14 protein-coding genes are annotated in these 15255 nt (G+C 62.2%); 10 read left to right on the top strand and 4 right to left on the bottom strand.

Annotated features, from left to right (window positions below; translation table 11 throughout):
• The 4 genes from rsmD to AC07XM_RS26905 form a co-directional block, all read left to right on the top strand.
• Nucleotides 1–588, top strand: a 588-nt coding sequence (gene rsmD, locus AC07XM_RS26920) for a 16S rRNA (guanine(966)-N(2))-methyltransferase RsmD (RefSeq protein ID WP_102690353.1), incomplete at its 5' end; no start/stop codon positions are given.
• Between the two features lie 94 nt (nucleotides 589–682).
• Nucleotides 683–1984: a M16 family metallopeptidase gene (locus AC07XM_RS26915; protein WP_102689984.1), complete on the top strand. Its 1302-nt coding sequence runs from the start codon at nucleotides 683–685 to the stop codon at nucleotides 1982–1984.
• On the top strand, nucleotides 1977–3350 hold the full coding sequence (locus tag AC07XM_RS26910) for a M16 family metallopeptidase (protein WP_102689985.1): 1374 nt from the start codon (nucleotides 1977–1979) through the stop codon (nucleotides 3348–3350). The genes AC07XM_RS26915 and AC07XM_RS26910 overlap by 8 nt, the downstream gene beginning before the upstream one ends.
• Nucleotides 3351–3410: 60 nt before the next feature.
• Nucleotides 3411–4403, top strand: a complete 993-nt coding sequence (locus tag AC07XM_RS26905; protein WP_016489658.1) for a hydrolase — start codon at nucleotides 3411–3413, stop codon at nucleotides 4401–4403.
• 46 nt (nucleotides 4404–4449) lie between these two features.
• Here the strand turns inward: AC07XM_RS26905 and AC07XM_RS26900 are convergent, their stop codons facing one another.
• On the bottom strand, nucleotides 4450–5304 hold the full coding sequence (locus AC07XM_RS26900) for a sulfurtransferase (RefSeq protein ID WP_060516934.1): 855 nt from the start codon (nucleotides 5302–5304) through the stop codon (nucleotides 4450–4452).
• A gap of 35 nt (nucleotides 5305–5339) precedes the next feature.
• Nucleotides 5340–6005: a TetR/AcrR family transcriptional regulator gene (locus AC07XM_RS26895; RefSeq protein WP_016489660.1), complete on the bottom strand. Its 666-nt coding sequence runs from the start codon at nucleotides 6003–6005 to the stop codon at nucleotides 5340–5342.
• Nucleotides 6006–6155: 150 nt separating this feature from the next.
• On the opposite strand from AC07XM_RS26895, the gene AC07XM_RS26890 reads away from it, so the two are divergent.
• From AC07XM_RS26890 to AC07XM_RS26880, 3 genes are all read left to right on the top strand, one after another.
• Nucleotides 6156–7586 carry a coniferyl aldehyde dehydrogenase gene (locus AC07XM_RS26890; RefSeq protein ID WP_102689986.1) on the top strand — a complete coding sequence of 477 codons (1431 nt, stop codon included), beginning with the start codon at nucleotides 6156–6158 and terminating at the stop codon, nucleotides 7584–7586.
• Nucleotides 7587–7775: 189 nt separating this feature from the next.
• Nucleotides 7776–8255: a pantetheine-phosphate adenylyltransferase gene (coaD, locus tag AC07XM_RS26885; RefSeq protein WP_016489662.1), complete on the top strand. Its 480-nt coding sequence runs from the start codon at nucleotides 7776–7778 to the stop codon at nucleotides 8253–8255.
• A gap of 108 nt (nucleotides 8256–8363) precedes the next feature.
• Nucleotides 8364–8615: a YfhL family 4Fe-4S dicluster ferredoxin gene (locus AC07XM_RS26880; protein ID WP_016489663.1), complete on the top strand. Its 252-nt coding sequence runs from the start codon at nucleotides 8364–8366 to the stop codon at nucleotides 8613–8615.
• 161 nt (nucleotides 8616–8776) lie between these two features.
• On the opposite strand, the gene mutM is transcribed toward AC07XM_RS26880, so the two are convergent.
• Nucleotides 8777–9589 (bottom strand): bifunctional DNA-formamidopyrimidine glycosylase/DNA-(apurinic or apyrimidinic site) lyase, encoded by an 813-nt coding sequence (gene mutM, locus AC07XM_RS26875; RefSeq protein ID WP_102689987.1) that lies wholly within the window; start codon nucleotides 9587–9589, stop codon nucleotides 8777–8779.
• A 3-nt stretch (nucleotides 9590–9592) separates the two neighbouring features.
• A complete protein-coding gene (locus tag AC07XM_RS26870) occupies nucleotides 9593–10411 on the bottom strand; it encodes an HDOD domain-containing protein (protein ID WP_172455958.1) in 819 nt (272 codons plus the stop codon).
• Between the two features lie 233 nt (nucleotides 10412–10644).
• Between AC07XM_RS26870 and AC07XM_RS26865 the strand changes: the two genes are divergently transcribed.
• The 3 genes from AC07XM_RS26865 to ilvD all read left to right on the top strand — a co-directional run bounded on the left by AC07XM_RS26865 (nucleotide 10645) and on the right by ilvD (nucleotide 15241).
• Nucleotides 10645–11841 (top strand): class I SAM-dependent rRNA methyltransferase, encoded by a 1197-nt coding sequence (locus tag AC07XM_RS26865; RefSeq protein ID WP_016489666.1) that lies wholly within the window; start codon nucleotides 10645–10647, stop codon nucleotides 11839–11841.
• 194 nt (nucleotides 11842–12035) lie between these two features.
• Complete coding sequence (locus AC07XM_RS26860) at nucleotides 12036–13028, top strand: hypothetical protein (RefSeq protein ID WP_016489667.1); 993 nt, start codon at nucleotides 12036–12038, stop codon at nucleotides 13026–13028.
• 371 nt (nucleotides 13029–13399) lie between these two features.
• Entirely contained in the window at nucleotides 13400–15241 is a 1842-nt protein-coding gene (gene ilvD, locus AC07XM_RS26855; protein ID WP_102689988.1) for a dihydroxy-acid dehydratase, read from the top strand.
• Nucleotides 15242–15255 lie beyond the last annotated feature (14 nt).

Below are 15255 nucleotides of genomic sequence, written 5' to 3'. Positions count from 1 at the left end.
CCTCCCGCCCGCCCGCAATCGGGCCAAAGCAAGGGCCAGGGCCACCTGCGCATCATCGCCGGCGAGTGGCGTAGCCGCCGCCTGGCGGTACCGGAAGGTGAAGGCCTGCGGCCAACGCCAGACCGCGTGCGCGAAACCTTGTTCAACTGGCTGGCGCCGCACATCGAGGGTGCCCGCATACTGGATGCCTTCACCGGCAGCGGTGCCCTGGTGCTCGAAGCCCTGTCTCGCGGCGCCAAGGATGCCGTGGCACTGGACAGCAACCCCGCGGCGATCGGCAACCTGAAGAACAACCTCGAGATCCTTCGTTGCCCGCGCGGGCAAATTCTGCAAACCGATGCCCTGCGCTACCTGCAAGGCCCGGCCAAGCAGCAGTTCGACGTGGTGTTCCTCGACCCGCCGTTCCACAAGGACCTGCTGGCCAACACCTGCAACCTGCTGGAGCAGAACCAGTGGCTGGGCGAACAGGCGCTGATCTACACCGAAAGCGAAGCGGCGCCGTCAACACTGCCGATGCCCGGCAACTGGCGCCTGCACCGCGAGAAGAAAACCGGCCAGGTGCATTACGCGCTCTGGCAGCGAGGATGACCCGGTAAACCGGGTTTGGCTTACTTAGTTACCGCATTCCCGCCGCCTGCGTGGCTGAAGCTGCTCCTTTGTTTCTTGAAGGAGCACTTCAACCATGACCGAACACCCCTCCCCGCCCACACCGGCTAGCCGGGTAAGTGCTTTTACCCTCGCCAATGGCCTGCGCGTCTGTCTGCGTGAAGACCACCGCGCACCTCTGGTCAGCGTGCAGCTTTGGTATCACGTGGGTTCCAGCTACGAGCCCGAAGGCCATACCGGCCTTTCGCATGCCCTTGAACATTTGTTGTTCGAAGGCAGCAGCAAACTGGCTGGCGGCCAATACTCCGCCCTCATGACCCAGTTGGGTGGTGAGGCAAATGCATTCACCCTCACGGATGCCACGGCCTTCCCGCTGACGTTGCCAGCCAGCCGCCTGGAGATCGCCCTGGAAGCCATGGCCGATATCATGGCCAGTGCCACCCTCAGCGATGCACCCTTTGCCCGCGAACTGGCGGTTGTCATGGCCGAACGACGCGAGGATGTCGATAACAACCCGTGGGCATTGGCTCTGGAGCATCATCTGCTGCTGGCCTATGGCAACAGCGGCTATGGTACGCCTGTGATCGGCCACAAGACCGACCTCGGCCACATGACGCCTGCGGCGGCACGCACCTGGTACCAGACCTGGTATCACCCCAACAACGCGACGCTTGCAGTGGCCGGCGCCATTACCCTGGCGCAACTGCAAACGCTGGTAACGCGACATTTTGCAGCGATCCCCGCGCACCGCCTGCCGGCCGGGCAAATACCTGCAGAGCCCTCCTCGCTGGCTCGGCGCGTCCAAACCCTGCGCCAGCAAGGCCTGCGCACGGGTGTGATCATCAGTTTCAACCTACCCAGTCAATGCACCGCCCAGTCTGAGTCACAAGCATATGCACTGCGCCTGCTACCCCAGATTCTTGCCCAAGGCCAAGCCAGCATCCTCCAGCGCCTGCTGGTGCACGATGAACCGCTACTGCAAGGTGTGGGGGCGAAGTACGAGCCTTGGCAGCGTGGGGACAGCGTGCTCATCATCTACGCGTTCTGCAGCCCGCAAGTGGCACCCGAGGCGGCGGCAGAACGGCTGCTGATGGAGATCGAAGCGTTCCGCCAGTCAGCGCCCAGCAAAGAAGACCTCCAGCGCGCCAAGGCACGGCTTCTGGCCGGGCAACTATTCGACAGGGACGATATCAGTCACCAGGCAGATGCCATCGGCAAGCAGGCCGCCTGTGGCCTGGACCCTGTTGCACTGGAGGATGAACGGCAAGCCATCGAAGCCGTGACAGCCGAGCAGGTAGGCCTGGCTGCCTATGACTTCCTGACCGAATCCCGGACCACCATTACCTTTACGTACCAGAAGGCAAGCGCTGATGAATGACTTGAGCTCAAACCCACAGCGTCCTGCTGCGATCAGTCCAGTTCATGGTGGCTTGGTTTCGGCCCAGGGGGTTGATCTTGACCGCTTGGAACCCATTGATACGCAGGTGCAAGCGTGGACCACAGATAACGGCACAGGTGTGAAATTCGTCGAAGCCCGAGGGCTGCCAATTGTCGATATCGTGCTGCGATTCAAGGCCGGCACGACTCAGGACACCGCACTCCCCGGCCTGGCATCCCTGGTGTTGTACATGCTCGACGAAGGCAGCCAGCTGCACACCGCCACCCAGCAAGCAGAGCAACTGGAGCGCCTGGGGGCTGTTTTGGAGAAGCAGATACGCCTGGAGCACGCGACCCTGAGCCTGCGAAGCCTGAGCACCCATGCGCTGTTCGACCCGGCGCTGGCGCTTTTCACTGACCTCGTCGCACGCCCTGCCTTCACCGCCGACGCGTTAGCCAAGATAAAATGCCAACTGCTCCGGCACAATGCATCTCGTGAGCAATACCCCCGCCTTAGGGCGCGCAGCGAAGCCTTTCGTCATTTGTTCAGTGGGCATCAATATGGCAACCCGCTGGGGAGCACCCAGCAAGGGATAGACCAGACTACGCCTGAGGATCTGAAGCGCTTCCACCAACGTGCCTACTGCGCAAGCAACCTGGACATCGTGATAGTGGGTGACGTTTCCGTTGCACAGGCCCAGGCCATTGCACAACGGATCAGTCAGGCCCTACCCCAAGGCTGGTCCGCAATCGAGCTGCCGACGGCTGCCCCGGCAGCCGGCACCACGCTCAACGTCGAACAGCCTGGCGCGAGCAGTGCCGTCCTGATTGCGTTACCCATGGGCGTACCCGCCCATCATCCGGAATATCAGGCCATGGTGCTGGCCAACGAGGTGCTAGGGTCGGGAATCGCATCCCGCTTGATGAATGAACTGCGGCACCGCCGCGGGTTGACGTATGGCATCCATACCCGGGTAAATGCATTGAGCGCGGGTAGCCTGTTCAGCGCCGAATGGGACATCACGCCCGCGTATGTCGAAGGCTCTCAAGAACTGGTGGTGACCTTGCTGCGCGAGTTCATCGACCAAGGGCCAACCCAGGCCGAGCTGCAAGTGGCGCGTAAACAGCTGGCAGGGCAACTGCTGCGCGATGTGGCACAGAACAAGCACCTGGCAGCCTTGCTCACGCAGATCACCTATCAACGCCAGCCCGCCGATTATCTCGCCACCCGCATCGAGCGCCTCGCCAGGCTGACACCAGAAGACGTCCGCGCCGTCATGCAGCGTCGGCTGGATCTGAGCAACGCAGTACGTGTCAGTGTCGGCCCACGCGCCGAGCAACAGCCGCTGCCAGCCACCGACCAATAGCGCAGGTACAGTGGCGCTTTTTCATGGCACTCTAGGCAGGCACATCACGAGTTGCCCAGCATGCCCAGCCAAAGCGCCACCTTCCGTCCGGCCATCGGCCTGTCCAACCCCCACCTGCAAACGCTGTGGGGGCCGCTGTGGCGCAAACTGCCAGACCTGCAGCGCAACCGCGAGCGCTTGTGGCTGGCCGACGGCGACTTCATCGACCTCGACTGGCACGGCCCGCATCAGCCACAAGCGCCACTGGTAGTCGTGCTGCATGGGCTGACCGGTTCGTCTCAATCACCTTATGTAAAAGGCTTGCAGCAGGCGTTGCAACGTCGCAACTGGGCCAGCGTGGCGGTGAACTGGCGTGGTTGCTCAGGCGAGCCCAACCTGTTGCCACGCAGCTACCACTCCGGTGCCAGCGAAGACCTGGCGGAAATTGTCAGTCACCTGCGCGCCCAGCGCCCGTTGGCCCCGCTGTATGCCGTGGGTTACTCACTGGGTGGTAATGTGCTGTTGAAATACCTGGGCGAAAGCGGCGTTGCCAGCCAGCTGGAGGCGGCAGTTGCAGTGTCGGTGCCATTTCGCCTGGACCACTGTGCCGACCGTATCGGCCAGGGGTTCTCCAAGGTGTATCAGGCGCATTTCATGCGCGAGATGCTGGCGTACGTTCAGCTCAAGCAGCGGCACTTCCACGACCAGGGCCAGCATGAACGGCTGGCGGCGCTGGAGCGGCTGGGGCAATTGAGCAACCTGCGCACATTCTGGGACTTCGACGGCAAAGTCACTGCCCCACTCAACGGGTTTCGAGATGTGCACGATTATTATCGTCGCTCATCGAGCCACTTCTTTCTCAGCCACAACCGCACGCCGACGCTGATCATCCATTCCAGCGATGACCCGTTCGTGTCCGCCCATAGCCTGCCTACGGCCCGTGAACTGGCACCCCAAACACGCTTCGAACTGCACAGCCGCGGTGGCCATGTGGGCTTCGTCGATGGCAGCCTGCGTCACCCAGGGTATTACCTGGAGCGGCGGATTCCGCAGTGGCTGGTCGAAGGCCAGTAAGCACCGCAGTTTTCATTGGCAATACCGGCCTGATCGCCGGGCCTGCTTACTCGCCGGTAGCTACGGCACGCTGCGGGTTGTTGATCCACTCGCTCCACGACCCGGCGTACAGCTTGCCCAGCGGGTACCCCGCCAGCGCCATCGCAAACAGGTTATGGCAAGCCGTCACCCCAGACCCGCAGTAAGACACCAACTGCTCCGGTGCCCGCCCGGCCAGCTTTTCGGCAAAGCGCTGCTTGAGTTGATCCACAGGCAAGAAGCGCCCGTCAGCCCCCAGGTTGTCGGTAAACGCCGCGCACTGGGCCCCGGGAATATGCCCCGCCACCGGGTCGATCGGCTCCACCTCACCGCGAAAACGCGGCACGGCTCGCGCGTCGATCAAGGTCAGGTCTGTGCTCCCGAGACGCTTGCCCAAGTGGTCGGCATCGATCAGCAGCTTGGCATCCGGCTCACCACTGAAGGTGCCTTCGCGCTTGGGCGGTGAGTCCAGGCTCAACGGCAGGTGCGCCGCATGCCAGGCCTTCAGGCCACCGTCGAGGATCGCCACACCGTTGCGCTTGCCCAGCCAGACCAGCAGCCACCAGGCCCGGGCGGCAAAGGCACCCGGGCCATCGTCGTACAGCACCACCTCGCTGTCGTTGTCCAGGCCCCACTCACGCAGGCGCGCGACCAGCCGCTGCGCATCTGGCAGTGGATGACGCCCGGTGCGCCCCTTGCTCACCGGCCCGCTGAGGTCGCGGTCCAGGTCGGCAAAATGCGCCCCGGCAATATGCCCCTGGGCATAGCTGCGTTGGCCATAGTCCACATCCTCGAGGGCAAAGCGACAGTCGAGGACCACCAACTTGGGCGAGCCCAATCGCTCGGCCAACTGCTGCGGGGTGATCAATTGCGCAAGGGGCATGACAATCTCCTGATCGATGGCACTAGGGCCCTGGGCTAGCGCTCCAGAGCCTGGTTGAACGGTACATGGAATTCCTGGCACAGGGCGTCCACGGCGGCGCGGGCGTTGTCGGTGACGAAGCCCAGTTCCAGCACCAGCACCTGATAGACGCCCCGCTTGAAGGCTTCTTCACCCAGATGCGCGGAATGCTCACGCGTGGTGCTGAGAAAACGAACCCAGGACGTCAGCACGATCCAGGCATTGATGGTCAGCGATTCGATCTGCGCCGGCACCATGGCCAGGATCCCCGCGTCGACAAAGCCACGGTAGATCGCCTGGCCCTGGCGCAGGCAGCGCTCGGAAAAACGCCGGTAACGGGCGGCAAGTTCCGCGTCACTGTCCAGCAGGTGCTCCAGGTCGCGGTGCAGGAAGCGGTAGTTCCACATCGCCGCCAACAAGGCCTTGAGGTAGAAGCGCTTGTCCTCCACGGTGGCCTTGCGGCCTTGGGGCGGGCGCAGGAAGCTGTCGACCAGTTCTTCATACTGGCTGAACAACAGGGCAATGATCGCCTGCTTGTTGGGGAAGTGGTAATACAGATTGCCGGGCGAGATTTCCATGTGCGCGGCAATGTGGTTGGTACTGACGCTGCGTTCGCCCTGCTCGTTGAACAACTCCAGGCTGTTCTGCACGATGCGCTCTCGGGTCTTCATGCGCGGGGCCATGCTCAGCTCCCAGTCTGCGGGCCTTCATCAAAGGATCATCTTACGGCGTATTGCTGGTGGAAGCACCGTTCGACGCCACGGAAAAATTCGCACCATCGCGCAGATTAGAGTATAGGCTCTAGGCACTCACTGCCCGGATCCGAAGCCGCCATGAACGCGCCCAGTGCCTTGTCCTCAGTGCAATCCGACCTCGACCTCGCAGCGATGTTCGCTGCCCAGCGCCAGGCATTTGCCGGCAACCCCCTGCCGCCGGCTGCCCAGCGCCTGCAATGGCTGAGAAGCCTGCGCGAAGCCCTGCTGGCCGGCCAGGCCGGATTGATCGAGGCCATCAGCGAGGACTTTGGCGGGCGTAGCGCCGACGAAACCCTGCTGGCCGAGCTGCTGCCCTCGATACAGGGCCTGCGTCACGCCGAAAGGCACCTGCATCGCTGGATGCGCGCCAGCCGGCGACGGGTCGGCCTGGCCTTCCAGCCGGCCAGCGCTCAAGTACGTTATCAGCCGCTGGGGGTGGTCGGTGTCATCGTGCCGTGGAACTACCCGCTGTTCCTCGCCATCGGCCCGCTGACCTGCGCCCTGGCCGCCGGCAACAGAGTCATGCTCAAACTCAGTGAAGCCACACCCGCCAGTGCCCAAGCCTTGAAACAATTGCTGGAGCAAGTGTTTCCTGCCGACCTGGTCAGCGTTGTGCTGGGCGAGGTAGAGGTGGGCCAGGCCTTCGCCCGCTTGCCCTTCGACCATCTGCTGTTCACCGGCGCCACCAGCGTAGGCCGACAGGTCATGCTGGCTGCCGCGCAGAACCTGACCCCGGTCACCCTGGAGCTGGGCGGCAAGTCACCGGCCATCGTGTCGGCCGATGCGCCGCTGGACAGCGCCGCCGAGCGCATCGCCTTCGGCAAGACCCTCAACGCCGGCCAGACCTGCGTCGCCCCCGACTATGTGCTGGTGCCACGCGAACGGCTATCAGCCTTCAGCGACACCTATCAGCGGGCCGTGCGGCGAATGTACCCACGCATCGCCGACAACCCCGACTACACCGCCATCATCAACCCCCGCCAGCTTCAGCGCTTGCAGCACCTGCTGGACGATGCCCGCGACAAAGGTGCGCAGGTACTGGACCTGTACCCCGCTGAAACCCGCCAGGGCCGGCGCTTGCCACCCCACCTGCTGCTGGACGTCAACGACAGCATGCAGGTAATGCAGGACGAAATCTTCGGCCCGCTGCTGCCACTGGTGCCCTACGACAGCCTCGACCAGGCGCTGGCCTACATCAACCAACGCCCGCGCCCTCTGGCGCTTTACTACTTCGGTCATGACCGGGCCGCCCAGGAACATGTGCTGCGCCACACCCACTCTGGCGGGGTTTGCCTGAACGACACCTTGCTGCATGTAGCCCAGGACGATCTGCCTTTCGGCGGCATCGGCCCTTCCGGCATGGGCCACTACCATGGCCATGACGGTTTCCTGACCTTCAGCAAGGCCAAGGCGATACTCGCCAAGCACCGCTTCAACGCCGCACGGCTGATCTACCCGCCTTACGGCAAAACTTTGCAGCGCCTGGTCTACAAGCTTTTCATCCGCTGAGCGCCTGCCTGTGCACCGTATGCCATCAGTGCCAGGCTCACCGAGGCCCTGATTGCCCGCCTGGCACACAGTGCATGACAACGATTGCGGCCCCTGTCTATAGTGCCATCAGCTGGCCGCATGACTTGGCCGGGCGCAGTCGCTGCGCTACCATCCGACTCCCCAACGCACTCCAGCCAGGATGACGCGATGAACCGAGTGTTGTACCCGGGTACTTTCGACCCCATTACCAAAGGCCATGGCGACCTGGTCGAGCGCGCCTCGCGGCTGTTCGACCACGTGATCATCGCGGTGGCGGCCAGCCCGAAGAAAAACCCCCTGTTCCCACTGGAGCAGCGGGTGGCGCTAGCGCGTGAGGTCACCAAGCACCTGCCCAATGTCGAAGTCATCGGCTTCTCCTCCCTGTTGGCGCATTTCGCCAAGGAACAGGGCGCCAACGTCTTCCTCCGTGGCCTGCGTGCGGTGTCCGACTTCGAGTACGAGTTCCAGTTGGCGAACATGAACAGGCAACTGGCCCCCGATGTCGAGAGCCTGTTCCTGACGCCTTCGGAGCGGTATTCGTTCATTTCCTCGACCCTGGTCCGGGAAATCGCCGCACTGGGTGGTGATATCAGCAAGTTCGTCCACCCGGTGGTGGCCGAAGCGCTGACTGAACGCTTCAAGAAGTAAGCCCAATCGCCTGATTATCGCGCCCGCGTGCACTGCGGGCGCGAATGCGGCACAATTGTGCCCATTGCGTTGAACATGCCCGGGCACTGAGCCCCGGCCGGAGTCCCCATGTCCCTGATAATCACCGACGATTGCATCAATTGCGACGTCTGCGAACCCGAGTGCCCGAACGAGGCCATCTCCCAAGGCGAAGAGATCTACGTGATCGACCCTAACCTGTGCACCCAGTGTGTGGGCCATTACGACGAGCCGCAGTGCCAGCAAGTCTGCCCGGTCGACTGCATTCCGCTGGATGAAGCGCACCCGGAAACCGAAGAACAGCTGATGGCCAAGTACCGTCGGATTACCGGCAAGGACTGATCACTGCCTGCTCGCCTCTGTGCGGTCCTTGTGGGAGCGGCCTTGCGTCGCGATGGGCCGCACAGCGGCCCCGGCAATTTTTGCTGCGAAGCTAAACCAATGGGGCCGCTTCGCGCCCCATCGCGACACAAGGCCGCTCCCACAGGGGACAGCGATACACCTTAGCGCTGGCAGCGCGGGCAATACACGCTCGCCCGCTGCCCCAGTTTCACCTCGCGCAAATCCGTGCCGCACACCTTGCACGGCTGCCCGCCACGGCCGTACGCAAACAGTTCCTGCTGGAAGTAACCCGGCTGCCCATCGCCCCCGATGAAGTCGCGCAGGGTGGTACCGCCGCGCTCGATCGCCGCCGCCAGCACCCGCTTGATCTCGATCGCCAGCTTCAGGTAGCGCGCCCGTGAAATCCCGCCCGCCTCCCGACGCGGGTCGATACCTGCAGCAAACAGCGCTTCAGTGGCGTAGATGTTGCCCACCCCCACCACCACCGCGTTGTCCATGATGAACGGCTTGACCGCCATCGACCGCCCGCGCGACAGCTGGAACAGGCGCTCACCGTCAAACAGATCAGTCAGCGGCTCTGGCCCGAGGCGCAGCAATAGCTCGTGGTTCAGCGGGTCCAGGCTCCACAGCATGGCCCCGAAGCGGCGCGGGTCGGTGTAGCGCAGCATCAGCCCCGACTCCAGCTCGATGTCGACATGTTCATGCCGGGCCGCCGGCAAACCCAGTTCGACCAGCCGCAAGTTGCCCGACATGCCCAGGTGGCTGATCAGCGTACCCACCTCGGCATTGATCAACAGGTATTTGGCGCGCCGCTCGACACTGACAATGCGCTGCCCCGACAGGCGCACGTCCAGGTCTTCCGGGATTGGCCAACGCAAGCGCCGGTCACGCACCACCACGCGGCTGACACGCTGGCCTTCCAGGTGGGGCGCGATACCGCGCCGGGTGGTTTCTACTTCTGGCAATTCCGGCATGTGTCAGTGCCCGCTCAGCTCGCGAATGTTCTGTTTGAGGTTTTCGAAATCGTATTCCGACAAGCCAATGTAATCGAGCACCAGCGGGCCGACCGCGTTCCATTCGTGGTCCACCGCCTGGTTGCCCAGCACCCGGTAGGACGCGCAGATGTGCTCGGCCATCTTCAGTACCGCCAGCAGGTTTTTCAACTGGCTCTGGGTATTGCGCGAGCTCTCATCACGGAACACGGCCAGGGCATTGTGATGGTTGGCGATGGCTGCCGTGAGGTGCTCAGGCAGGCGCCACGACTTGGCGGTGAAATAACCGACTACCGAATGGTTGGTGTTGAACACGCGGTTTTCGGTGTCGACGACCCGCGTTTGCGCGCTGGCCTGAGCATAGGCCTGCACCAGCACATCCATGTAGTCGGGGAAGCGCTTGAGCATCAGCGGCACGCCACAGTCATGGAACAGGCCCAGGGTGTAAGCCTCGTCCGCGGCCTGGACACCGGTGCGCTTGGCCAGCGTCAGGCAGGTCATCGCCACGTCCTGGGCGGTATCCCAGAAGCGGTTGAGGGTGACGATGGTCTCGTCGCTCATCTCGCCCTTGATCGACTGGGCGTTGATCAGGTTGATGATCGAACGGCTGCCCAGCAGGTTCACTGCGCGCTGGATCGAGCCGATCTTGTTGGAAAGGCCGAAGTGCGGGGAGTTGACCAGCTTGAGCAAGGCGCCCGAGAGCCCCGGGTCCTGGGAAATCAGCTTGGCAATGGTTTCCAGATCCGGGTCAGGCATGTATTGCTCGAACTGCAGGTCGACCATGATCTGCGGTTGCGGCGGAATGGTGATGCCTTGCAAGGCTTGCTGGATCTGTTCGGCGCTGAGTTCTTGGGACATACGTGCACACTCGTTTAGGACCGGGGATTTTAACCCTCTCTGCGCTCGCCGTGACAGGTGCAGCGGCTGCGAGATTGAGCGCCACCCGCGCGGCGCTCGATCTCGCAGGCGCTGCACCTCTAAAGGCGAAAGCACCGCAGACACGCTATACTCCCGCTCTTTTTTCCCGGAGCGACGTCATGTCCCTGCCCAGCCTTCGCCTCAAAGCCAACGCCGACCGCCGCCTGCGCGCCGGCCACCTGTGGGTCTACAGCAACGAAGTCGACGTCACCGCGACCCCGCTGCAAGGCTTTCAGGCCGGTCAGCAGGCCGTTCTCGAGGCAGCCAACGGCAAACCGCTGGGCATCGTCGCACTCAGCCCGAACAACCTGATCTGCGCCCGCCTGCTGTCGCGCGACATCAAGCTGCCGCTGGACAAGTCGCTGCTGGTACACCGCCTGAACGTCGCCCTGTCGCTACGCGAGCGCCTGTTCGATCAACCATGCTACCGCCTGGTCTACGGCGATTCCGACCTGCTGCCGGGCCTGGTGGTCGACCGCTTCTTCGATATCCTCGTGGTGCAATTGGCCTCGGCCACCATGGAAGCGCACAAGGACGACGTGATCGCTGCCTTGGTGCAGGTGCTCAAGCCCAGCGGCATCCTGTTCAAGAACGACTCCGCTGCGCGTGATGCCGAAGGCTTGCAGCGCTATGTCGAGACCGTCTACGGCGAGGTGCCGGACTGGGTGCCGCTGGAAGAGAACGGCGTCAAGTTCGAAGCCCCGGTGCGTGAAGGCCAGAAGACCGGCTGGTTCTACGACCACCGCATGAACCGCGCGCGCCTGGCGCCGTACGTGAAGGGCAAGCGTGTACTCGACCTGTTCAGCTACATCGGTGGCTGGGGCGTGCAGGCCGGTGCCTTCGGCGCCAGCGAAGTATTCTGTGTCGATGCCTCGGGTTTTGCCCTGGATGGCGTGGAGCGTAACGCTGCACTGAACGGCATCAGCGAGAAGCTGACCTGCATCGAAGGCGACGTGTTCGAAGCCCTGCGCGAGCTCAAGGCTGCCGAAGAGCGCTTTGACGTGATCATTGCCGACCCACCCGCCTTCATCAAACGCAAGAAGGACCTGAAAAACGGCGAAGCGGCCTACCGCCGCCTGAACGAACAGGCCATGCGCATGCTGAACAAAGATGGCATTCTGGTCAGCGCTTCGTGCTCGATGCACTTGCCCGAGGACGACCTGAACAACATCCTGCTCACCAGCGCCCGCCACCTGGACCGCAACATGCAGCTGCTCGAGCGCGGTGGCCAAGGCCCGGACCATCCGGTACACCCGGCCATTGCAGAAACCCGCTACATCAAGAGCATCACCTGCCGGTTGCTGCCCAACAGTTAAGTAAGGGTTCCGGGAATTCCGTTTAGTTTCCCGAAACGACGATTACGGCCTCGGCCTGCACAGCCGAGGCCCTTCCCATATTTCGTACAGCAGTGTCGATTAACGGCCTACGCCTGGCATTTCTGCCAGTTGTCTTCGCCCCCTCACCGGATTCCAATAAGCCCAGCCACCCGGGAAAATTGGAGAAAACGGCAATGAGAAATAACCATCACCACCAAGGGCTGGAAGCCCCAACCATTAAAGAAGCCAACAGCGATAACTTCTTACCGTTTGAAACACTAAACCAAGGCATAACCATCCTGATTCCAGGGTCGAGCGTATTCCAGAAAGGCGACCACATCGTCATAAACGTGGGCCAGATAAGCAGCTTTATATTATTAGATTGTGAAGCGCCCGGGGAAACAATCGAACATTTCATATCCGGCGAACGGCTGAATGAGCAGCATGGGCGCCGCGTCACGTTAAATTACATAATCGTTAGAACTGGCAATACATCACCGACCACCACATATGATTTCGGTGCAGAGCTCTATCATCCTGTTGCAAAAGACATCGTAGAAGGCGTGCTGCCTTGGGACGCTGTAAAAAATGGGTTCAGCGTTACGATACCCGTGTACCCTGGCGCCACACCATCCGATACCATTCGGCTGTTCTTTGTAGGGTCCCACCCTCTCGCCAGTGGAATACTTGAAGAACAATTCGGCGACGTGGGGCAACCACTCGAAATAGCCATTGGAAAAGAATTGACGTTCCCCACCAACGGCGGCGAAGTGCACATTATTTATCAAGTCGTCCGTCACGGCGAGGCACGCACTTCCCCCTCTGTCAGCTTCTGGAGCGAAGCTCAGGTATTGGCTCCGAACCCGACCCACATGTACGCGGAGGACGCCTACTCCCCCGCCCAGATGAGTGCTGTTGAGAGCAGCCCAGGGAAATATGCTTTTACCACAGCATTGAGCGCCGAGCTGATAGCGGGCGATGAAGTTTTTTTACTGGCCCTGAACAGTGCTTCGCATAAAAATGAAATTGCTCACAAAAAAATAAGTGAGCCCACAGAAACGGTAGAGCACACGCTTTCAAAACCCAACCTTGATTACATGTCAAGTTTTAAACTAGTGGCACTGGTACGCACCCCAGCAGCCACCTGCTCATCTCACACGCGCTCAATCGTTATAAAAAGCGCTTAAAACCGCATTCAGCTGCAGCTATGGGTTCGTGGCAAGCCGATAGCAGCTGGCCTTTCAAGGCACCTTAAGGCTTGGAGTGCACTGCTTGTCAGCGCCACGGGGCGGGTTTCAGAACGGTCCTGCAAAAACGCCCATCGCGCGCCCGATGCCACCGCCCAGACACATCGCCATTCCCTCGCCGCGCCAGCGGTGTAGAATCGGGCTATTCATCGCCAGTCATCCCCGGCGGGTTTATGAGCTCTGGTCGAGCACGCGGCGATCCCGTGCTGTCTTCGGCCCCATCCGTGCCAGTGGCAACCGGCCTAAGGCGCATAGGAAAAGAGAAGCTCACTCCCCTTTTTGTGACCTGATTAAGCCGCCAGGAGTGCTTCATGCCTGATTATCGTTCCAAGACTTCCACCCAAGGCCGCAACATGGCCGGCGCCCGTGCCTTGTGGCGTGCCACCGGGATGAAAGACGAAGACTTCAAGAAACCGATCATCGCCATCGCCAACTCGTTCACCCAGTTCGTCCCGGGCCACGTGCACCTGAAGGACCTGGGCCAGCTGGTCGCCCGCGAGATCGAGCGCGCCGGTGGCGTGGCCAAGGAATTCAACACCATCGCGGTCGATGACGGCATCGCCATGGGCCACGACGGCATGCTGTACTCGCTGCCAAGCCGCGAGATCATTGCCGACGCCGTGGAATACATGGTCAACGCCCACTGCGCCGACGCCATCGTGTGCATCTCCAACTGCGACAAGATCACCCCCGGCATGCTGATGGCCGCCCTGCGCCTGAACATCCCGGTGATCTTCGTTTCCGGCGGCCCGATGGAAGCCGGCAAGACCAAGCTGGCCAGCCACGGCCTGGACCTGGTCGACGCCATGGTCATCGCCGCCGATGCCTCGGCCTCCGATGAAAAAGTCGCCGAATACGAGCGCAGTGCCTGCCCGACGTGCGGCTCGTGCTCCGGCATGTTCACCGCCAACTCGATGAACTGCCTGACCGAAGCCCTGGGCCTGGCCTTGCCGGGCAATGGCTCGACCCTGGCCACCCACGCCGACCGCGAGCAGCTGTTCCTCACTGCCGGCCGCACCATCGTCGAGCTGTGCAAGCGCTACTACGGCGAGAACGACGAGTCGGTGCTGCCCCGCAGCATCGCCAACTTCAAGGCGTTTGAAAACGCCATGATGCTCGACATCGCGATGGGCGGCTCGACCAACACCATCCTGCACCTGCTGGCCGCAGCCCAGGAAGGCGAAGTCGCGTTCGACCTGCGTGACATCGACCGCCTGTCGCGTAAAGTGCCGCAGTTGTGCAAAGTGGCGCCGAACATCCAGAAGTACCACATGGAAGACGTGCACCGCGCCGGCGGCATCTTCAGCATCCTCGGTTCGCTGGCCCGTGGCGGCCTGCTGCACACCGACCTGCCGACCGTGCACAGCCGCAGCATGGAAGAAGCCATCGCCAAATGGGACATCACCCAGACCGATGACGAAGCCGTGCACACCTTCTTCAAGGCCGGCCCTGCCGGTATCCCGACCCAGACCGCATTCAGCCAGTCGACCCGTTGGGAAACCCTTGATGACGACCGTGAAAACGGCTGCATCCGCAGCTTCGAGCACGCCTACTCGCAAGAAGGCGGGCTGGCCGTGCTGTACGGCAACATCGCGGTCGACGGTTGCGTGGTGAAAACCGCCGGTGTCGACGAGTCGATCCACGTGTTCGAGGGCAACGCCAAAATCTTCGAGAGCCAGGACAGCGCCGTGCGCGGCATCCTCGCCGACGAGGTGAAGGCCGGCGACATCGTGATCATCCGCTACGAAGGCCCGAAAGGCGGCCCGGGCATGCAGGAAATGCTGTACCCGACCTCGTACCTGAAGTCCAAAGGCCTGGGCAAGGCCTGCGCCCTGCTCACCGACGGCCGCTTCTCGGGCGGCACCTCGGGCCTGTCGATCGGCCACGCCTCGCCAGAAGCTGCTGCTGGCGGCGCCATCGGCCTGGTCCGTGATGGCGACAAGGTATTGATCGACATCCCTAACCGTTCGATCAACCTGCTGGTCAGCGACGAAGAGCTGGCCGAGCGCCGCATCGAGCAGGACAAGAAGGGCTGGAAACCCGCTGAAGTACGCCCACGCAAAGTAACCACCGCGCTGAAGGCCTACGCCCTGCTGGCGACCAGTGCCGACAAAGGTGCGGTGCGCAACAAGGCGATGCTCGAAGGGCTCTGAGGCTTTTCTAGCGT

It is taken from the genome of Pseudomonas sp. GW460-LB5, assembly GCF_059423245.1.
Note: the sequence above shows the minus strand (reverse complement) of the source record. Positions and strands in the feature narration are given on the sequence as shown.